This window comes from Lysobacter sp. CCNWLW3, from assembly GCF_036697405.1.
Lineage (GTDB): Bacteria > Pseudomonadota > Gammaproteobacteria > Xanthomonadales > Xanthomonadaceae > Lysobacter.
Window position 1 is genome coordinate 1 of the sequence record NZ_JBAHWA010000009.1, and the last position, 20,038, is coordinate 20,038.

Annotated in this window: 16 protein-coding genes; 14 read left to right on the top strand and 2 right to left on the bottom strand. The window is 70.5% G+C overall.

Annotated elements, in window-relative coordinates; all coding sequences use genetic code 11:
* Nucleotides 1-187, top strand: a 187-nt coding sequence (locus V1318_RS14660) for a hypothetical protein (RefSeq protein WP_332940453.1), incomplete at its 5' end; no start/stop codon positions are given.
* Between the two features lie 316 nt (nucleotides 188-503).
* Here V1318_RS14660 and V1318_RS14665 read toward each other — a convergent pair.
* Complete coding sequence (locus V1318_RS14665) at nucleotides 504-1,169, bottom strand: hypothetical protein (protein ID WP_332940454.1); 666 nt, start codon at nucleotides 1,167-1,169, stop codon at nucleotides 504-506.
* A 154-nt stretch (nucleotides 1,170-1,323) separates the two neighbouring features.
* The gene (locus V1318_RS14670) at nucleotides 1,324-3,849 is read right to left on the bottom strand and encodes a penicillin-binding protein 1A (protein WP_332940455.1); all 2,526 of its coding nucleotides are present in this window, start codon (nucleotides 3,847-3,849) and stop codon (nucleotides 1,324-1,326) included.
* 230 nt (nucleotides 3,850-4,079) lie between these two features.
* Between V1318_RS14670 and V1318_RS14675 the strand changes: the two genes are divergently transcribed.
* The 13 genes from V1318_RS14675 to tkt all read left to right on the top strand — a co-directional run bounded on the left by V1318_RS14675 (nucleotide 4,080) and on the right by tkt (nucleotide 19,941).
* Entirely contained in the window at nucleotides 4,080-5,138 is a 1,059-nt protein-coding gene (locus V1318_RS14675; protein ID WP_056179307.1) for a pilus assembly protein PilM, read from the top strand.
* Complete coding sequence (locus V1318_RS14680) at nucleotides 5,138-5,980, top strand: PilN domain-containing protein (protein WP_332940456.1); 843 nt, start codon at nucleotides 5,138-5,140, stop codon at nucleotides 5,978-5,980. Before V1318_RS14675 ends, V1318_RS14680 begins: the two co-directional genes overlap by 1 nt.
* A complete protein-coding gene (pilO, locus tag V1318_RS14685; RefSeq protein ID WP_332940457.1) occupies nucleotides 5,977-6,690 on the top strand; it encodes a type 4a pilus biogenesis protein PilO in 714 nt (237 codons plus the stop codon). The genes V1318_RS14680 and pilO overlap by 4 nt, the downstream gene beginning before the upstream one ends.
* A gap of 53 nt (nucleotides 6,691-6,743) precedes the next feature.
* The gene (locus V1318_RS14690) at nucleotides 6,744-7,238 is read left to right on the top strand and encodes a pilus assembly protein PilP (RefSeq protein WP_332940555.1); all 495 of its coding nucleotides are present in this window, start codon (nucleotides 6,744-6,746) and stop codon (nucleotides 7,236-7,238) included.
* Between the two features lie 15 nt (nucleotides 7,239-7,253).
* Nucleotides 7,254-9,251 (top strand): type IV pilus secretin PilQ family protein, encoded by a 1,998-nt coding sequence (locus tag V1318_RS14695; RefSeq protein WP_332940458.1) that lies wholly within the window; start codon nucleotides 7,254-7,256, stop codon nucleotides 9,249-9,251.
* A gap of 157 nt (nucleotides 9,252-9,408) precedes the next feature.
* Nucleotides 9,409-10,446, top strand: a complete 1,038-nt coding sequence (locus V1318_RS14700) for a MoxR family ATPase (RefSeq protein ID WP_332940459.1) — start codon at nucleotides 9,409-9,411, stop codon at nucleotides 10,444-10,446.
* Nucleotides 10,447-10,497: 51 nt separating this feature from the next.
* Entirely contained in the window at nucleotides 10,498-11,394 is an 897-nt protein-coding gene (locus V1318_RS14705; protein WP_332940460.1) for a DUF58 domain-containing protein, read from the top strand.
* The gene (locus V1318_RS14710; protein ID WP_332940461.1) at nucleotides 11,394-11,849 is read left to right on the top strand and encodes a DUF4381 domain-containing protein; all 456 of its coding nucleotides are present in this window, start codon (nucleotides 11,394-11,396) and stop codon (nucleotides 11,847-11,849) included. The genes V1318_RS14705 and V1318_RS14710 overlap by 1 nt, the downstream gene beginning before the upstream one ends.
* On the top strand, nucleotides 11,849-12,865 hold the full coding sequence (locus V1318_RS14715) for a VWA domain-containing protein (RefSeq protein WP_332940462.1): 1,017 nt from the start codon (nucleotides 11,849-11,851) through the stop codon (nucleotides 12,863-12,865). The genes V1318_RS14710 and V1318_RS14715 overlap by 1 nt, the downstream gene beginning before the upstream one ends.
* Nucleotides 12,862-14,583 (top strand): tetratricopeptide repeat protein, encoded by a 1,722-nt coding sequence (locus V1318_RS14720; RefSeq protein ID WP_332940463.1) that lies wholly within the window; start codon nucleotides 12,862-12,864, stop codon nucleotides 14,581-14,583. The genes V1318_RS14715 and V1318_RS14720 overlap by 4 nt, the downstream gene beginning before the upstream one ends.
* A gap of 14 nt (nucleotides 14,584-14,597) precedes the next feature.
* Nucleotides 14,598-16,298: a BatD family protein gene (locus V1318_RS14725; protein WP_332940464.1), complete on the top strand. Its 1,701-nt coding sequence runs from the start codon at nucleotides 14,598-14,600 to the stop codon at nucleotides 16,296-16,298.
* 153 nt (nucleotides 16,299-16,451) lie between these two features.
* Nucleotides 16,452-17,759, top strand: coding sequence for a dicarboxylate/amino acid:cation symporter (locus tag V1318_RS14730; protein WP_332940556.1), 1,308 nt, complete (start codon nucleotides 16,452-16,454; stop codon nucleotides 17,757-17,759).
* Nucleotides 17,760-17,940: 181 nt separating this feature from the next.
* Nucleotides 17,941-19,941 (top strand): transketolase, encoded by a 2,001-nt coding sequence (gene tkt / locus V1318_RS14735; RefSeq protein ID WP_332940557.1) that lies wholly within the window; start codon nucleotides 17,941-17,943, stop codon nucleotides 19,939-19,941.
* Nucleotides 19,942-20,038 lie beyond the last annotated feature (97 nt).

Consider the following 20,038-nt stretch of genomic DNA (forward strand, 5'->3'; position numbering starts at 1 on the left):
GCCGGGATTTTTCGATAGGACATCCCTGTCCTATCGAAAAACGGCGCGCGTCCTGCGCGCCGCCCTTCGGGTCTACGATTCGTTGGCGAGTGCGGTGCTATGGATTCCAATGCAACGGCAACAGGAACAGGAACAGGAACAGGAACAGGAACAGGAACAGCCGCGGCCGCGCCGCGCCGCGCCGTGAGCCGGCCGTCCGTATCCCTCGATTTTCGTCCGCGAGCAGCGCCGTAGGGTGTGGTGAGCCGTAGGCGAACCGCACCGTCGCGCGATGCGGGTGTCGCGAGGGTGGGCTTGGGGCGATGCGCCATGGTTTCGGGGCATCGGTGGCGGAAGCAAATCCCCCTCAATCCCCCTTTTTCAAAGGGGAAGGTTGTGCGTGGGGATGTGGTGAGTCGTTGGCGAACCGAGCCGGCGCGCAGTTTCGATAACGTGCAGCGAGGCAGTGGTCATCGCAAACCGACACGCGAGGTCGGCAGCGTTTGCCGCTCACCCCTCATCCCTCACTCCTGCTTCAAGCCCTCGTACCCAGCGATTTCCTCGTCCGCGAGCAGCTGTCGCAGCTGGGCGGCCGAGGCGCGCTTCATCGGCTTCTCGTCCACGCCCGACAGCGGGGCCTGGCGCAGCACGTCCAGCGGCAGCACGGTGAGGTCGAAGCTCAGGTCCTCGGCGCTGAAGATCCAGACCGGGAAGTCGTCGGCGCGTTCGCGGTCCAGGCGCAGCCGGCGGCTGCGTGCCTCGGCCGGGATGCCGTGCTGGTCGAGGAAGCGCGGGGCGGCGTCGGGGTCGTCGCTGAACAGCTGCAGCGCGACCGGACTGCGTGCGTCGGCGGTGCCGTCCAGGACCGGGCCGACCAGGCGCGGTTCGAACTCGGCTAAGAATTCCATCGCGCGCAGCGCGGCCTCGCGGCGCTGGCGCAGGCCGGCGGCGTTGTCGCGCTGGAACAGGCGCTGGTACTCGCGCAGGGCGTCCTCGATCTCGCGGTTACGCGGCAGCGAGGCGTCGTCGTAGATGCCCAGGCGTTCGGCCGCCTTGAGCTTGGCCTGATGGTAGTCGCGGATGCCGCCCTCGGCCATCAGCCGCGCGGCCTCATGGGCGAGGCGGTGGCGGCGTTCGCGGGTGCGGGTCTCGGCGTGCTGTTGTGCGTGCTGACGGGCGTGGTGTGGCATGACGACCTCCGCGGCTGGCACGGCGTCGGCGAGGGGACTCGCCGCGGCCGGCGGCCCGCGCCGGCGGTTTCAACGCTAACACGCCGATGTGCTTTTTCTCATCACATCGGCGCTGAAACGGTCCAGGCCCGCTGCGAGGCGGGCCTGGGGGCTTTTAGAAGATGTCGAAGGACTCTTCCGACGGCGCCGCCTCGGCCGGGCCGTAGTCGACGTAGGACTGCATCTTGTCCAGGTCTTCGGCCTTGACCCACTCGACGATGCCGCCGCCGCCGTCCGGGATCAGCGCGCCGTTGGCGCCGACCGAGACCTTGACCATGCCCTGCGGCGGTTCGTTGGGCGCGATCGGCTTGTCCTTGAGCGCGACCCGCATGTAGTCGATCCAGATCGGCAGGGCGGCCTTGCCGCCGTATTCGCGGTAGCCCAGCGACTTGTAGTTGTCGCGGCCGACCCAGACCGTGGTCACCAGCGGGCCACCGAAGCCGGAGAACCAGGCGTCGCGGTGGTCGTTGGTGGAGCCGGTCTTGCCGCCGATGTCCTCGCGGCCGAGCACCTTGGCCGCGGTGCCGGTGCCGCGCAGGACCACGTCGCGCAGCATCGACACGATCCGGTAGGCGATGCGGTCGTCGATCGCGCGCGGCGCCATCACCAGGTCGGCCGGCGGCTTGGCCGCGGGCTTGGCCGGCTCGGAGGCCTTGGCGCTGGTCTCGGGCTTGGCCCCGCCCTCGGGGCCGAAGTTGAAGCCGTCGACCACGGTGGACGAGCGCACGGCGCTGCTGCCGGGGCCGCGGCCGCCGCATTCGGGGCAGGCGGTCGGCGGCTTTTCCTTGAACACCACCGCGCCGGCGCGGTCCTTGATCTCGTCGATGAACCAGGGCGTGATGCGGAAACCGCCGTTGGCGAAGGTGGCGTAGCCGCGGGCGACCGAAAGCGGAGTCAGCGAGGCGGTGCCCAGCGACATCGACAGGTTGGGCGGCAGCTGTTCGATGTCGAAGCCGAAGTTGCTGATGTACTTGCGCGCGAAGTCCACGCCCATGGCGTCGAGCAGGCGCACCGAGACCAGGTTGCGCGACTGCACCATGGCCTCGCGCACGCGCATCGGGCCGGCGAAGTTGCCGCTGTCGTTCTGCGGGCGCCAGATATGGCCGCGGCGGTCGCGGAACACCACCGGGGCGTCTAGCACGATCGAGGCCGGGTTGTAGCCGCGTTCGAACGAGGCCGCGTAGACGAAGGGCTTGAAGCTGGAGCCGGGCTGGCGCCGGGCCTGGGTGGCGCGGTTGAACTTGGCGCCGGCGAAGCTGAAACCGCCGGACAGGGCGCGCAAGGCGCCGGTGGCCGGCTCCAGCGAGACCAGCGCGGCCTGAGCCTGCGGCAACTGCTCAAGGCGGTAGCCCAGCGGTGCGCCGGCCACGGGCGCCGCCGCCGCGACCGGGGCGTCGGGGTTCTTCGGGTCGACCTTGGGCGCCGGCGGTTCGATCTTCTCGACCCGGACCAGGTCGCCGCGCTTGACCAGGCTGCCCGGGCTGCGCCCGCCCCAGCCCTGGCTGGCGCTGAGGCTGATCTCGCTGCCGTCGGCCAGGGCCAGGCGCGCGCCGCCGCCCTCGTTGCCGAGCACGATCGCCGGCAGCAGGCCGGCCTGGGCCGGAATCGAGCGCAGGCGCTGCTTGGCGGTGGCCGCGTCCTCGTTGGCGGCCAGGTCGAAGTGCTGCTCGACCCCGTGCCAGCCGTGGCGGCGGTCGTAGACCTTGAGGCCGTCGCGCACCGCCTTGTCGGCCGCGACCTGCAGGGTCGGGTCGATGGTGGTGGTGACGTGGTAGCCCTTGGTCAGGGCCTCGGCACCGTAGCGCTCGATCATCTGCTGGCGGACCATCTCGGCCACGTAGGGCGCGTAGACCTCGACCGGACGCTCGTGCGGGGTGGCGTGCATGGGCACGGCCTTGGCCGTCGCGGCCTCGGCGGCGCTGACGAACTTGAGCTCGGCCATGCGGTCGAGGATGTAGTCGCGGCGTTCCTTGGCGCGCTCCGGGTTGCTCAGCGGGTTGCCGCTGGACGGGAACTTCGGAATGCCGGCCAGGGACGCCATTTCGTCGAGCGACAGCTCGCTCATCTTCTTGCCGTAGTAGAACTCGGCCGCGGCGCCGACGCCGTAGGCGCGGTTGCCGAAGAAGCTCTTGTTCAAGTACAGCTCGAAGATCTCGTCCTTGCTCAGCTCGCGCTCCATGCGCATGGCCAGCAGCATCTCGCCCAGCTTGCGCTTGTAGCTGTATTCCGAGCTCAGGAAGAACTGGCGCGCGACCTGCTGGGTGATGGTGGAACCGCCCGGGACGCGCTTGTCGTCGGTGGTCGCCAGCAGCCAGACCGCGCGGGCGACGCCTTTGTAGTCCACGCCGTGGTGCTGGTAGAAGCGCGAGTCCTCGATCGAGATGAAGGCCTGCTTGAGCCGCAGCGGCACATCCTCGATCGCCACCGGGTAGCGCCGGGTCTCGCCGAACAGGGCCATCAGACGGCCGTCGGCGGCGTAGACGTACATCGGCTCCTGCAGCTCGACGTTGCGCAGGGTCTCCACGTCCGGCAGCTTGGGGGCGATCAGGTAGTACAGGGTGCCGGCGGCGATCGCCCCAAGCAGGGTCAGGCCGGCGAACGCATACAGCGCCCAGCGCAGAAGGCGGCGGAGACGGGGCATCGAAGCGGGTTCCGATTGCGGGTTGTAGTGGGCGTGGAGTATAGAGGAGCCGGGGACAGGGACCGCCCCGGGGGGCACACGGCCGGTGGTTTCCGCTAAGGCCGTTACGCAAAAAAGGCGGTCTAGGTTGGCATTCCTGAAAGAAATGGTTGCCAGCCTGTGAAAAGTCCGTTATCTAAGGCGGGGCCACACGAAGTGCGCGTAAGCGCTTGTGGCATGGGGAGAAAACAGTGGGCGTCATCACAAAAAGCCAGCCGGCCCTCGTCGGCGTGGATATCAGTTCGACCGCAGTGAAGCTGTTGCAGCTCTCCCGAGCCGGCAACCGCTACCGGGTCGAGCATTACGCCGTCGAGCCGCTGCCGCCGAACGCCGTCGTCGAGAAGAACATCGTCGAGGTCGAGGCCGTGGGCGAGGCGATCAAGCGGGCGGTCGCGAGGTCCGGAACCCGGGCCAAGCACGCCGCCGCGGCGGTGGCCGGGTCTTCGGTGATCACCAAGGTGATCCCGATGCCGGGCGACCTGGACGGCGAGGAACTCGAGTCCCAGGTCGAATTGGAGGCGGTGAACTACGTGCCGTATCCGATCGAGGAAGTGAATCACGACTTCGAGGTCCTGGGCCCGATGCCCAACAGCCCGGACATGATCCAGGTGCTGTTGGCCGCCTCGCGGTCGGAGAACGTCGAAGTGCGCGCCTCGGCGCTGGAGATCGGCGGCTTGACCCCCCGGGTCATGGACGTCGAGGCCTTCGCGGTCGAGAACGCGTTCGCGCTGATCGCCGACCACCTCAGCACGCCGCGAGACGGCATCGTCGCCCTGATCGACTCGGGCGCGACCATGACCACGCTCAACGTGCTGCGCAACGGCCGCAGTCTCTACAGCCGCGAGCAGGTCTTCGGCGGCAAGCAGCTCACCGACGAGGTGATGCGCCGCTACGGCCTGAGCTACGAGGAGGCGGGCCTGGCCAAGCGCCAGGGCGGCCTGCCCGAGAGCTACTCGGCCGAAGTGCTGGAGCCCTTCAAGGAAGCGATGGTGCAGCAGGTCAGCCGCCTGTTGCAGTTCTTCTACGCCGGCAGCGAGTTCAACCGGGTGGACCAGATCGTGCTCGCCGGCGGCTGCGCCTCCATTCCCGGCATCGCCGAGATGGTCGAGGAGCAGCTGGGCGTGCCCACCATCATCGCCAATCCGCTGGCGCACATGACGCTCGGTCCGCGCGTGCAGGCGCACGCGCTTGCGCAGGACGCGCCGGCGTTGATGATCGCGTGCGGCCTCGCCCTGAGGAGCTTCGACTGATGGCACGCATCAATCTTCTCCCGTGGCGAGCCGAACGCCGTAAGCAGCGGCAGAAAGAGTTCGTCACCATGATCGTGGCGTCGGTGATCGGCGCCCTGTTGTTGTCCGGTCTGATCGTCATGTTCTACAACGGCCAGATCAAGGGTCAGAACACCCGCAACAACTTCCTCAAGGATCGCATCACCGAGGTCGACAAGCAGATCAAGGAGATCGAGGAGCTCGACAAGAAGAAGTCGAAGCTGCTGGCGCGCAAGGAAGTGATCGAGCAGCTGCAGTCGAACCGTTCGCAGATGGTGCATCTGTTCGATTCGCTGGTGCGCACGATCCCCGACGGCGCGGTGCTGACGGCGATCAAGCAGGACTCCGACACCCTGACCCTGGAAGGACGCGCCCAGTCCAACGCCCGCGTCAGTACCTACATGCGCAATCTCGAAGGCTCGGGCTGGATGACCAATCCGGACCTGTCGATCATCGAGGCCAAGGGTACCGACAAGGGCCTGCCGTACGAGTTCAAGCTGCAGGTCAAACTGGCCAACCCGAACGCGCCCAAGGACGAGGACGGCGACGGTCAGCCCGACGCTCCGGCCGCCGGCGCCGAGGCCGCGACGGCCGATGCCAACGCGACCGCTCCGGCGGCTGCGGCGCCCGCCGCCGCGGCTCCGGCCGCGAATGCGCCGGCCGGCGCGCCCGCTCCGGCGGCGATCGCTCCGGTGGCCCCGGCCGCCGCGCCCGCCGCCGCACCGGCTCCCGCTACCGCTCCGGGCAGCGTTCCGACGCCGGCCAAGAGTCCGGCCGCCGAACCGGCTCCGGCCGCAGGCAACAACAAGGGGGCCGAATCGTGAGCCAGAAGAAGATGTCGCTCAAGGACCTCGACTTCAACAACATGGGGTCGTGGCCGCAGCAGGCCAAAATCGGCTTCTGCGTGATCGTCGGCCTGGTGATCGTGGGCCTGGTCTGGTACGCGTTCGTGCGCGAGAAGCGCACCGCGCTGGAAGGCTTGGAGCGTACCGAGAAGGAGCTGCGCGGCGAGTTCGAGACCAAGCAGGGCCGCGCCGCCAACCTGGAACCGCTCAAGCAGCAACTGGTGCAGATGGAGCAGCAGCTGCAGCAGATGCTGCGCCAGCTGCCGAGCAAGACCGAAATGCCCGACCTGATCGTCGACATTTCCCAGACCGCGCTCGCCACCGGCATCAACAACGAACTGTTCCAGCCCGGTCCGGAGCAGCCCAAGGACTTCTACGCCGAGAAGCCGATCGCTCTGCGCATGGTGGGCACCTACCATCAGTTCGGCGCTTTCGTCAGCGGCGTCGCCTCGCTGCCGCGCGTGGTCATCATGACCATGCACGACATCTCGCTGCGTCCGCGCGGCGCCGCGGCCGGCGACAAGACCGCGGTGATCACGCCGAACAGTCCGCTGGAATTGGCCGGCACGGTCAAGACCTACCGTTACCTGGACGAGGAAGAAGTGTCGGCGCAGGAAAAGGCCAACGGTGATCCCAACGCCGCTGCCGCACCTGCCGCGCCCACTGGCGACAAGAAGGAGGGCGGCTGATGCGTACGACATTCAACGCGGGCGCTCGCGGCCGCTTCCTGATCGCGGCGACGATGCTGCTGGCGGCCACGGCCTGCTCGCGCGGCATCACCAGCACGCCGGGCGACGCGCCGAACCTGGAAAAATGGGTCGCCGAAGTGAAGGCGCGTCCGGCTCCGCCGCTGGACCCGCTGCCGGTGATGCAGCAGTTCGAAACCTTCGAGTACGCCGCGCAGGCGATGCGCGATCCGTTCAGCAACGCGTTCACCGACCAGGGCGGCGGCAGCGGTCCGCGCCCGGATGCGACGCGTCGCAAGCAGACCTTGGAGCAGTTCCCGCTCGACAGCCTGGACATGGTCGGCACGCTCGGCCGCGGTCCCGGGGTGATCGCCCTGGTGATGGCGCCCGACAAGGTGACCTACCGGGTGCGGCCGGGCGCGTACATGGGTCAGAACGACGGTCGCGTAACCAGCGTGTCCGAAGATCGGATCGAGTTGGTGGAACTGGTGCCGGATGGCGCGGGTGGTTGGCTGGAACGGCCGGCCACCGTGGCGTTAGAAGACAATTGATTGGGGGATAGCACGATGACCGTATTCAACGCCAAATGCTCGCGGCCGGCCCGGCGCCCCTTGGCTTTCAGCACGCGTGGCGCCGGCCTGGTGGTCGGCCTGCTCGCGGGACTCAGCGCCGCGCACGCAGCGACGCCGGCGTCTGAAGCCGCGGCACCGGTCGCGGCTCCCGCCGCGCCCGCGGTCGCTCCCGCGCACAACCTCGATCCGGCCAAGCAGCTGCCGGGCGCGATCTCGGTCGCGAACATCGATTTCAAGCGCGGCGACGGCGGCTCCGGCAAGCTGATCCTGAAGTTCAGCGGCGACGGTGCCGCGCCCGACCTGCGCAATCAGGGATCGAGCGTGATCATCAACGTCGGCAACGCCCAGTTGCCGGCCGCGCTGCAGCGCCCGCTCAACGTCACCGACTTCGCCACGCCGGTCCAGCGCATCGACGCGCGCGCCAGCGGCACCGGGACCCAGCTGGTGCTCAACACCAACGGCGGCTTCGAGTCGCTGGCTTACCAGACCGGCCGCGAGTACATCGTCGAGATCGTGCCCAAGTCGGCGGCCGCGGCCTCCAGCCGCGCGGTCGGCGCCAGCACGATCAGCAGCACCACCGACGCCAGCAAGCGCGGCTACAGCGGCCGTCCGGTGACCTTCAACTTCCAGGACGTGCCGGTGCGCACCGTGCTGCAGTTGATCGCCGAGGAGTCCAACCTCAACGTGGTCGCCGCCGACACGGTCCAGGGCAACGTCACCCTGCGCCTGGTCAACGTGCCGTGGGACCAGGCCCTGGACATCGTCCTGCAGGCCAAGGGCCTGGATAAGCGCCGCAGCGGCAACGTGGTGTGGATCGCGCCGCAGGCCGAAGTCGCCAAGTACGAACAGGACAAGGAAGACGCGCGCATCGCGCTCGACAACCGCGTCGACCTGGTCACCGAGTACATCCAGATCAACTACCACAACGCCGGCGCGATCTTCAAAGCGCTGACCGAGGCCAAGGGCGTCGGCGGTTCGGGCGGCGGCGGTGGCGGCGGTCAGAGCCAGAACGAGAACGGCTTCCTCTCGCAGCGCGGCCGACTGGTCGCCGACGAGCGCACCAACACGCTGATGATCAGCGACATCCCGAAGAAGGTTCAGCAGATGCGCGAGCTGGTTCGGGTGATCGATCGCCCGGTCGACCAGGTCGTGATCGAGGCCCGCATCGTGATCGCGACCGAATCGGTCTCGCGCGAGCTCGGCGCCAAGTTCGGCATCAGCGGCAACAAGGACAACGCCTACTTCAGCGGCAATCTGCAGGCCAATACGGATACCCGCAACTCGCAGGTCGCGGCCGATACCGCCTACGCCAACGCCTTCCGCGACTGGCTCAACGGCGGCTCGGTCGGCTCTCCGCCGGTGCGCACCCTGGGCTCGATCACCCGCGGTCTGATGACCAACCTGGGCGTCGACAACCCGGCCGGTTCGCTGGCGCTGTCGATCCTCAACGCCGGCTACCTGCTCGACATCGAGCTGTCGGCGATCCAGGAAGAAGGCCGCGGCGAAGTCATCTCCAACCCGCGCGTGGTCACCAGCAACCAGCGCGAAGCGGTGATCAGCCAGGGCCAGGAAGTGGGCTATGTGACGATCTCCCCGCAGCAGGGCGGCAACGCCACGCCGATTCCGAACGTCCAGTTCAAGGACGTGCTGCTGGAGCTCAAGGTCACCCCGACCATCACCAACGACGGCCGCGTGTTCCTGAACATGGCGGTCAAGAAGGACGAGGTCGACGGCCAGATCAACACCTCGATCGGCCAGGTGCCGATCATCGCCAAGCGCGCGGTCAACACCGCCGTGCTGGTCGAGGACGGCCAGACCGTGGTGATCGGCGGCGTGTACGAGTTCCGCGACCGCAGCGACATCACCAAGGTGCCGTTCCTGGGCGACATCCCCTTCCTGGGCAATCTGTTCAAGAAGAAGGGCCGCTCCAAGGAAAAGGCCGAGCTGCTGATCTTCGTCACCCCGAAGGTGCTCAAGGTGACGCAGCGCTAAGCGCCCGTCGCCGCAGCCGTAACGCGCAAGAGGGCCTCCGGGCCCTCTTCGCGTTTGCGGGCGGCGCCGCGGCTGGGAACTGAACGTGCCATCGGTTGGGTGAACCCCGGCCGCCAAGTTCGGTCAAAATCGAACTTCGCCCCGCCTCGGAACATCGATGGATACCCCCGAAAGCCTCGCCGGCCTCGCGCCGGACCGTCCGCCCGTCCTGCCCGATGCCGAGCTGGCGCGCCTGCACGACGCCTTCCGCGGGCTGCGCGAGGCGCTCTCGGCCGAGATCGTCGGCCAGGCCGCCCTGATCGAACGCCTGTTGATCGCCTTGCTCGCCGACGGCCATCTGCTGGTCGAGGGCGCGCCCGGCCTGGCCAAGACCAGCGCGGTGCGCGCGCTGGCGGCGCGCCTGGAGGCCGACTTCGCACGCGTCCAGTTCACTCCCGACCTGCTTCCGGCCGATCTCACCGGCACCGAGGTCTGGCGTCCGCAGGACGGTCGCTTCGAGTTCCAGCCCGGGCCGATCTTTCATCCCATCCTGCTCGCCGACGAGATCAACCGGGCCCCGGCCAAGGTCCAGTCGGCCCTGTTGGAGGCGATGGGCGAGCGCCAGGTCACGGTCGGGCGCGCGACCTACGCGCTGCCGCCGCTGTTCCTGGTGATGGCGACCCAGAACCCGATCGAGCAGGAAGGTACCTTCCCGCTGCCCGAGGCCCAGCTCGACCGCTTCCTGATGCACGTGCGCATCGGCTACCCGGAAGCCGCGGCGGAAGCCGAGATCCTGCGCCTGGCGCGCGAACGCGCGCGCGATTCCCTGCGCGCGGCCGCGCCGATCGAGCGCCGGATGCCCCTGGACGACGTGTTCGCCGCGCGCGCGGCGGTGCTGTCGCTGCACGTGGCGCCGGCGGTCGAACGCTATCTGATCGAACTGGTGCTGGCCTCGCGCGATGCCGCGCGCTACGACCCTGCGCTGGCGCGCCGGATCGCCTGGGGCGCCAGTCCGCGCGGTTCGATCGCGCTGGAGCGTTGCGCGCGCGCGCACGCCTGGCTGGCCGGCCGCGACTACGTGACCCCGGACGATGTGCGCGCGATCGCGCCCGAGGTGCTGCGCCACCGCATCCTGCCCAGCTACGAAGCCACCGCCGAGGGCTGGGACGGCGACCGCCTGCTGGCCGAACTGCTGCAGCGGGTGCCGCTGCCTTGATGGCCGGGGCCGAGCGTTCGTGATCCCGCTCAGGACCCCACGGAGCGACGGATGAGCGAGGGCATCGTACCCGCGCTGGCCGAACTGGTCGCCTTGCGCGCCGCCGTGGGCGGCCGCCGCAACGCGCGCCTGGGCCGCCACGGCGTCAGCGGCCATGCGCTGTCGCCCCTGCGCGGGCGCGGCATGGAATACGCCGAATCGCGCGAATACTCCAACGGCGACGACGCGCGCCATATCGACTGGCGCCTGACCGCGCGTACCGGGCGCGCCCATACCAAACTGTTCCAGGCCGAGCGCGAACGCCTCAGCCTGATCGTCGCCGACACCGCGCCGGCGCTGTACTTCGGCACCCGCGTGCGCTTCAAGTCGGTGCAGGCCGCGCGCGCCGGCGCGATCGCGGCCTGGGCCGCGGCGCGCGACGGCGACCGCATCGCGGCCCTGCGCGGCAGCCTGCGCGAAGCCCCGGTGCCGCCGGCCTCGGGCCCGCGCGGCGCCCTGCGCGCGCTGGACGCGCTGGTGCGCTGGTACACGCGGCCGCCCGAGGACGACGCCGGCCTCGCGGTCGCGCTGGACCACGCCGAACGCCTGCTGCGGCCGGGCTCGCGCCTGGTGGTGCTGGCCGATCCGCGCAGCCTGGCGCTGGTGCCGGAACGGCGCTGGCCGGCGCTGGCCCAGCACCACGAAGTGATCGTGCTGTTGCTGACCGATCCGCTGGAACACACGCCGCCGGCCTCCGCCCTGCCGTTCCGCAGCGGCGAGCGCCGGATCGAGCTCGATCTGGGCGTGGCCGCGCAACGCCAGCGCTGGGCCCAGGAATTCGTCGCCCCGGTCGCGGCCGCGCTGCAGAGCCTGCCGCTGCGCGGCGTGCGTGTGCAGGCGCTGTCCACCGACGCGCCCAGCGAATCCTGGCTGCCGCTGCTGGGCCGGGCGCGGCCGCTGGTGGCGTGATGGCCGATCCGACCCTGCTCCTGCGCGACGTGCACGACACTGCGGCGCCCTCGTGGTGGCCGCCGGCGCCGGGCTGGTGGATGGTGTTCGCCGCCGCGGCCTTGATCGCCGCGGCGGTGTGGTTCCTGCGCGCGCGCAGGCTGCGCAAGCGGCGTACCGCCGAGCGTCTGTTCGACGATGCGGTCGCCGCCGCCGACACGCCGGCGGCGCAGGTCGCGGCGATGTCGGAGCTGCTGCGCCGCGCGGCGCGGCGGCGCGACGGCGCGGCCGATCGTCTGCAGGGCGAGGACTGGCTGGCCTTTCTCGACCGCGGCGCCAAGTCGCCGCAGTTCGTCGAGGCCGCGGGCCGGCTGTTGCTCGACGGCGGCTACCGTCGCGACGTCGACCCGCTGCACGTGGAGGCGCTGCGCGAGCCGGTGCGCGCGCGTTTCCTCGAACTGATGGGCGTGCGCTGATGGACGCGCTGATGCGCGGCCTGGCCGACGCGCGCGACCTGTTCGCGTGGCCGTGGTGGCTGTTCGCGCTGCCGCTGCCGTGGCTGGCGCGCTGGCTGCTGCCGGCGGCGCGCGACGGCTCGGCGGCATTGAAGGTGCCGTTCGGCGAGCGCCTGGACGCGGTCGCGGCGGCCGGCGGCCATGGCCTGCGCGGGCGCGGACCGGGCTGGCTGATGTGGGCCGCGTGGGCGCTGCTGTGCGTGGCCGCCGCGCGTCCGCAGCAACTCGGCGACGCGGTGCAGCCGCCGCAGGTGGGACGCGATCTGATGCTGGCCTTGGACCTGTCGGGCAGCATGCGCGAGCCGGACATGGAACTGGGCGGACAACCGGTGGACCGCCTGACCGCGGCCAAGGCGGTGTTGTCGGACTTCCTCGACCGCCGCGTCGGCGACCGCGTCGGCCTGCTGGTGTTCGGCCGGCGCGCCTACGCGCTGGCGCCGCTGACCCTGGACCGCGCGACCGTGCGCGATCAGCTCGCCGACAGCGTGGTCGGCCTGGCCGGTCAGGAAACCGCGATCGGCGATGCGATCGCGCTGGCGGTCAAACGCCTGCGCTCGCAGCCGGCCGAGCAGCGCGTGCTGATCCTGCTCACCGACGGCGTCAACACCGCCGGCGCGATCGAGCCCAAGAAGGCGGCCGAACTGGCCCAGGCCGAGCAGGTGCGCGTGCACACCATCGCCTTCGGCGGCGACGGCGCGCTGTCCCTGTTCGGCATCAAGCTGCCGATGCCGGGCGCCGGCGACGATATCGACGAGACCACCCTGCGCGCGGTCGCCAAGCAGACCGGCGGGCGCTTCTTCCGCGCCCGCGATACCTCCGAACTGGCCGGCATCTACGCCGAGATCGATCGTTTGGAACCGATCCAGCGACCGGGCCAGGCGGTGCGTCCGCGCATCGAGCGCTATGCCTGGCCGTTGGCGGCCGCGTTCGCGCTGGCGCTGCTCGCGTTCGCGCTGCAGGGGAGGCGACGCGCATGAGCGACTGGCTGAGCGCGTTCTCGCAATTGCATCTGCTGCGGCCGCACTGGCTGTGGGCCTTGTTGGCGCTGCCGGTGCTGGCGCTGTGGTGGCGCGCGCGCCGGCGCCGCGCCAACGCCTGGCGCGATACCGTCGATGCGCACCTGCTGCCGCACCTGCTCGAGTCCGGTCAGGACCGCCGCACGCGCTACGGCCTGTGGCTGGCTTTGCTGGGCGGTGCGCTGACGGTGCTCGCCTTGGCCGGCCCGAGCTGGCGCCAGACCGAACAGGCGCTGTGGCAGAGCCGGGCGCCGCTGGTGATCGCACTGGACCTGTCCAGCGCCGCGCTCGCAGCCGATCTGCCGCCCTCGCGCCTGGCCCAGGCGCGCGCCAAGATCGCGACCCTGCTGCGCGAGCGCGACGGCGGCCAGGTGGGCCTGGTCGTCTACGCCGGCGACGCTTTCACCGTGGCCCCGCTCACCGACGATGCCGCCAACGTGGCCCTGTTCCTGGACGCGCTCAATCCCGACGTGATGCCGGTCGACGGCCAGCGCGGCGATCGCGCGATCGCGTGGTCGGCGCGGCTGCTGCGCCGGGCCGGCTTCGAACGCGGCGACATCCTGCTGCTCAGCGACCACTCCGATGCGCGCGCGCGCGCGGCCGCGGCCGAAGCGGCGGGCGAGGGCTACCGGGTATCGGTGCTGGGCCTGGGCAGCGTGGCCGGCGCCGCGATCCGGCGCAGCGACGGCAGCATCGTCGGGGTCAAGCTGGATCCGGCTTCGCTGCGCGACCTCGCTGCGGCCGGCGGCGGCGCCTACGCGGCCGTCGGCGGCGGAGACGAGGACCTGCAGGCGCTAGGCGTGCTCAAGCCCAAACCCACCGACGCCACCGCGGCCAAGGGCGAGAAGGGCCGGATCTGGCAGGACGAAGGCTATTGGCTGCTGCCGCCCTTGCTGCTGTTGGCGCTGTTCGCGTTCCGCCGTCGCGGCGGTGCGCTCGCGGTGTTGTTGGTATGCGCGTGGCTGCCGCTGCAGCCCGCGCGCGCGGCCGATCTGTGGCGGCGCCCCGATCAGGTCGAGCACAAGCGCATGCAAGAGGGCAGCCGCGCCTATCGCAGCGGCGACTACCCGCGCGCGGCGCAGTTGTTCCGCGGTTCCGACACAGCCGATGCGCACTACAACCTCGGTAACGCCCTGGCCAAGGCCGGGCGGTATCCGCAGGCGATCGCGGCCTACGATCGCGCGCTGCGCCTGCAGCCGGGCATGCCCGACGCGCTGGCCAACAAGCGCGCGGTCGAAGCGGCGATGAAGCGCAAGCCGCCGCCGCAGGACAAGTCCAAGCAGGATCAGTCCTCGCAAGGCGGCAAGGGCCAGCCCCAGCAATCGCAAGACCCGCAGCAGGGCCAGCAGAAGCAGCAGAAGCCGGCCCAGGGTCAGCCCAAGCCGGAGCGCGACGAGTCCGGATCCACCCCCAAGCAGGATCCGGCCGCCGCGGCCAAGGCCCAGGAGCAGGCCGATCGCGCCCAGCGCGAACGCATGCAGCGCGCCTTGCGGCAGCCGCCGCGCGAGCAACCGGCGCAGGCGCGCGCGCCCGGCAAGGAAACCGCGCAGCAGCGCGAAGTGCGGGTCGCCAACGAGGCCTGGCTCAAGCGCGTGCCCGACGATCCGGGCGGGCTGCTGCGCGAGAAGTTCCGTATCGAGCACGAACGCCGCCAAGTCCTGGGCGAGCAAGGAGATTGACCGCGATGCCGCGCATGCCATCCGCCCACGTCCGCACCGCCGCCGCGTTCGCGCTGTGGCTGCTGTTGAGCGCCGTCAGTTTCGGCGCGCTCGCGCAACCGCGCGCCTGGCTGGACCGCGACACCGTCAACGCCGGCGAAACCGTCACCCTCAACATCGAAACGACCTCGCTCAGCGGCGCCGGCCCCGACTATTCGCCGCTGAACAAGGACTTCGAGGTCAGCAACAACACCAGCCGGCGTTCCTTCGAGCGCAGCAACGGCCAGTTCGTCACCCGCTCGCTGTACGGCGTGGCGTTGCGCCCGCGCCGCGACGGGCGCCTGACCGTGCCGCCGCTGAGCGTGGGCGGCGAGCGCACCTCGCCGCTGACCCTGGTGGTCGCGCCGGTGGCCGCGCGCGCGCCGGCGCGCGCCGGCGACGACGTGTTCATCGAGAGCGAGGCCGACGACGCCGATCCCTACGTGCAGCAGGCGGTGGGCTGGGTGGTGCGCCTGTATTCGGCGGTGCCGATCGTGGCCGGCCAGCTCGATCAGCCGGCGCCGGAAGGGGCCTCGTTCCAGCGCGTCGGCGACGATGCGCAGTATTCGCGCGAACTCGGCGGGCGCCGCTACAACGTGGTCGAGCGCCGCTACCTGCTGGTGCCCGAGCGCAGCGGCGAGGTGACGGTGCCGGGCGCGCGCTTCGAGGGCCGCGGCGCGCCCAGCTTCTTCGAGGACATGTTCGGCAGCAACGGCGACAGCCTGCGCACCGCCGCCGCCGCCAAGCGCCTGCAGGTGCGGGCGATGCCGGCCAACGCGCCGCAGCCCTGGCTGCCGCTGCGCGATCTGCAGCTGCGCTACCAATCCGCGCCGCAGGACCTGCGCGCCGGCAGCGCCGCGACCCTGACCATCGAGGCCAGCGCCGATGGCGCCACCGCGGCGCAGCTGCCGGAGCTGCAACTGCCGCCGATCGACGGCGTGCAGGTGTTCGCCGAACCGCTGCAGTCGGACGAGAACTTCGTCAACGGCCGGCCGCGGGTCAAGCTCACGCGCAAATTCTCGCTGGTGCCCTCGCGCACCGGCGACGCGCGCCTGGACGGCCTGCGCCTGGCCTGGTGGGACGTGGGCAGCGGCAGCGCACGCAGCGCGCAGTTGCCGGCGCTGAGCTGGAAGATCGCGGCCGCCGACGGTTCCACCCCGGCGCCGCTGCCGGCGCCGGCCGCCGACGCCAAGGCCGGCGCCACCGCCTCGCCGATCGCGGCGATCGCGCAGGACCCGGCCGCGCGCTGGTGGGCGCTGGCGGCACTGGTGTTCGCGGCGCTATGGCTGGCGACCCTGGTCTGGGCCCTGCAGCTGCGCGCGCATCCGGCGCCGGCGCGCGCCGCGGCGGCCGCGCTGCCGGCGGCCGCGGGCGAGGGTACTGCGGCGCCGGTGCCGAGCGCGGGCCGGCGCGGTTCGCTCAAACAGGTATTGGACAGCGGCGATTTCGGCGAGGTCGCGGCCGCGCTGTGTGCGCTCGCGCAACCGCCCGCGGCCGATGTCGACGAGCTGATCGGGCGCCTGGACGATCCCGCCCAGCGCGCGGCCTTGCAGGCCATGCAACGCGCGCGCTGGGCCGGCGGCGACGGCCCCGGCGCGCGCGCGCAACTGCGCGCCGCGTTCGCCCAAGGCCCGCGTTGGCGCGCGGTCGCGGCGGCGGAACGCTCGCCCTTGCCGCCGCTGTACCCGCCGGCTTAGCCGGGAGCAGCGGCGCCGCTATCGGCGCAATGGCCTGTTCGCGCCGGCGGTTTCCTTCGATTTCGCGATTCAGCCAAGGCGGCGCGGGCCGGATCGGGCAGGTTTGCTAAGCTCCGCGGGTTCAAGTCGGGGAGTACGCAGATGACCGAAGCGATGACCGGGGCCGGCGGCGCCAAGCCCAAGAAGCTGCCGTTGCACTGGAAGATGGCGATCGGTTTCGCGGCCGGCCTCGCGTTGGGCCTGCTGGTGCACTACGGCGTCGGCGGCGACGCGGGCTGGGTCAAGACCCTCACGACCTACGTCACCCAGCCGCTGGCGACGGTCTTCCTGCGCCTGATCTTCATGCTGGTGATCCCGCTGCTGTTCTCGGCGCTGGTGATCGGCGTGTCGGAGATGGGCGACGTGCGCGCCTTCGGCCGCATCGGTTGGCGCACGCTCGCCTTCACGGTGCTGATGTCGGCCATCGCGGTCGCGATCGGCCTGCTGCTGGTGAACTGGGTCCAGCCCGGCGCCGGCGTGGACCCCGCCCTGGCGCAGCAGTTGCTGGCCGAGAACGCCGAGCGCGCCAAGGCCATCGTCAGCGATGTCGGCAGCCAGCCCAAGGGCATGGACATGCTGCTGGCCATCGTGCCCGACAACGTGGTCAAGGCCGCGGCCGAGAACACCATCCTGGCGGTGATGTTCTTCGCCCTGATGGTCGGCATCGGCATGGTGCTGACCCGTTCGGAGGCCGTGGACACGCTCAAGCGCGGCATCCAGGGCCTGTTCGAGGTGTCGATGACCCTGATCGGCCTAGTCATCCGCCTGGCGCCGTACGCGGTGTTCTGCCTGATGTTCAACATGACGGTGGTGTTCGGGGCCGACCTGCTGGCCAAGCTCGCCAGCTACGTGGTGGTGGTGGTGGCGGCGCTGGCCCTGCACCTGTTCGTGACCTATTCGCTGGCGCTGCGTTTCCTCGGCGGCTGGTCGCCGCTGAAATTCTTCCGCGGCGCCCAGGAGCTGATGCTGCTGGCGTTCTCCACCGCGTCCAGCAACGCCAGCCTGCCGACCGCGCTGCGCGTGGCCGACGAGATCGGCCTGCCGCGGCGGGTGTCGCGCTTCGTGCTGACCGTGGGCGCCACCGCCAATCAGAACGGCACCGCGCTGTTCGAGGGCGTGACGGTGATCTTCCTGGCCCAGTTCTTCGGCGTCGAGCTGAGCCTGGCCCAGCAGATCACGGTGATGTTCGTCTGCATCCTGGGCGGCATCGGCACGGCCGGCGTGCCCTCCGGTTCGCTGCCGGTGATCGCCTTGATCTGCGGCATGGTCGGGGTGCCGCCGGAAGGCATCGGCCTGATCCTGGGCGTGAACCATTTCCTGGACATGTGCCGGACCACCCTGAACGTGACCGGCGACCTGGCCGTGGCCGCGGTGGTGTCGCGCGGCGAGAGCGATCCGCCGGCCGAGCGCCTGGCCGACTGAGCCCAGCCGCCTTCGCACGCCGCAAAGCCCGCCACGGCGGGCTTTGCCGTTTCCGGGGCCCCGGCGGCGCCGATTCGGCGCGACAGGGCGGCGCGCGGATGGGACAATGGCGCGTCCGCCCGGCTGGTCCAGCCGCTCGCGCGGCCGCCTCCCGCCTCCAGAAGACCCCGTGCCCGACGCCATGACGACGCCCAGCCGCCGCGACCTCGCCAACGCCATCCGATTCCTCGCCATCGACGCGGTGCAGGCCGCCAACTCCGGTCATCCGGGCATGCCGATGGGCATGGCCGACATCGCCGAAGTGCTCTGGAACGATTACCTCAACCACAATCCGAACAATCCGAAGTGGTTCAACCGCGACCGCTTCATTCTCTCCAACGGTCATGGTTCGATGCTGCAGTACGCGCTGCTGCACCTGTCCGGCTACGACCTGTCGATCGAGGAGCTCAAGCGCTTCCGCCAGCTCGAGTCCAAGACCCCGGGCCATCCCGAGAACTTCATGACGCCGGGCGTGGAAACCACCACCGGCCCGCTCGGGCAGGGCTTCGCCAACGCGGTCGGCATGGCCCTGGCCGAGAAGCTGCTGGCGCAGCGTTTCAACCGTCCCGAGCTGGCCGTGGTCGATCACCGCACCTGGGTGTTCATGGGCGACGGCTGCCTGATGGAAGGCATCTCGCACGAAGCCGCCTCGCTGGCCGGCACCTGGGGCCTGGGCAAGCTGGTCGCGTTCTGGGACGACAACAAGATCTCGATCGACGGCAACACCGACGGCTGGTTCACCGACGACACCCCGGCCCGCTTCGAGGCCTACGGCTGGCGCGTGATCCGCAACGTCGACGGCCACGATCCGGTCGAGATCAAGACCGCCATCGACACCGCGATGTCGAAGAACGACAAGCCGACCCTGATCTGCTGCCGCACCACCATCGGTTTCGGCTCGCCGGCCAAGGCCGGCAAGGAATCCTCGCACGGCGCGCCGCTGGGCAAGGACGAAGTCGTCGCCACCCGCGAGGCCCTGCAGTGGCCGCACCCGGCGTTCGAGATCCCCGAGCCGATCTACGACGGCTGGCGTTCGCGCAGCACCGGCCAGGTGCGCGAGGACCAGTGGAACCGCCTGTTCGACGCCTACGCCGCGCAGTACCCGGACGAGTCGGCCGAGCTGGTGCGCCGTTCGCACGCGGAACTGCCGGCAAGCTTCGCCGCCGACGCCGACGCCTACATCGCCAAGCTGCAGGCCGACGGCCAGACCATCGCCTCGCGCAAGGCCTCGCAGATGGCGATCGAAACCTTCGCGCCGCTGTTGCCGGAACTGATCGGCGGTTCGGCCGACCTCGCCCATTCCAACCTGACCCTGTGGAAGGGCAGCAAGTCGGTCGCCAGCGACGACCCCAACGCCAACTACATCTACTTCGGCGTGCGCGAATTCGCGATGACCGCGATCAGCAACGGCCTGAGCCTGCACGGCGGTTTCATTCCCTACGACGCCACCTTCCTGGTGTTCAGCGACTACGCGCGCAACGCCGTGCGCATGAGCGCGCTGATGGGCGCGCACGCGATCCACGTCTACACCCACGACTCGATCGGCCTGGGCGAGGACGGCCCCACTCACCAGCCGATCGAGCATCTGGCCAGCCTGCGCTACATTCCGCACAACGACGTCTGGCGCCCCTGCGATGCGGTCGAGTCGGCGACCTCCTGGCGCGCCGCGATCGAGCGCAAGGACGGCCCGAGCTGCCTGATCTTCTCGCGTCAGAACCTGACCCACCAGCCGCGCAGCGACGAGCAGCTCAAGCAGATCGCGCGCGGCGGCTACGTGCTGCGCGACAGCGACGGCACGCCCGAGCTGATCCTGATCGCCACCGGTTCGGAGGTCGGCCTGGCCACCCAGGCCGCCGACGCGCTCGCCGCCGAAGGCGCGAAGGTGCGCGTGGTGTCGATGCCGTGCAGCGACGTCTTCGACCGCCAGGGCGCCGACTACCGCGAATCCGTGCTGCCCAACGCGGTGCGCAGGCGCGTCGCGATCGAAGCCGGCGTCAGCGATTTCTGGCGCAAGTACGTCGGCCTGGACGGCGCCGTGATCGGCATCGACGGCTTCGGCGCCTCGGCGCCGGCCGAGGCCCTGTTCCCGCACTTCGGCTTTACGGTCGAGCGCGTGGTCGCCGCGGCGAAGGCGCTGGCCTGAGCCCAGGGGCCGCGCCGATGAGGCTGCCGGCACCCGACACGCCGCACGCGGCGCGCGCGACGCGAGCCGCGCGGACGATGGCCGCCGTGCCGGGACG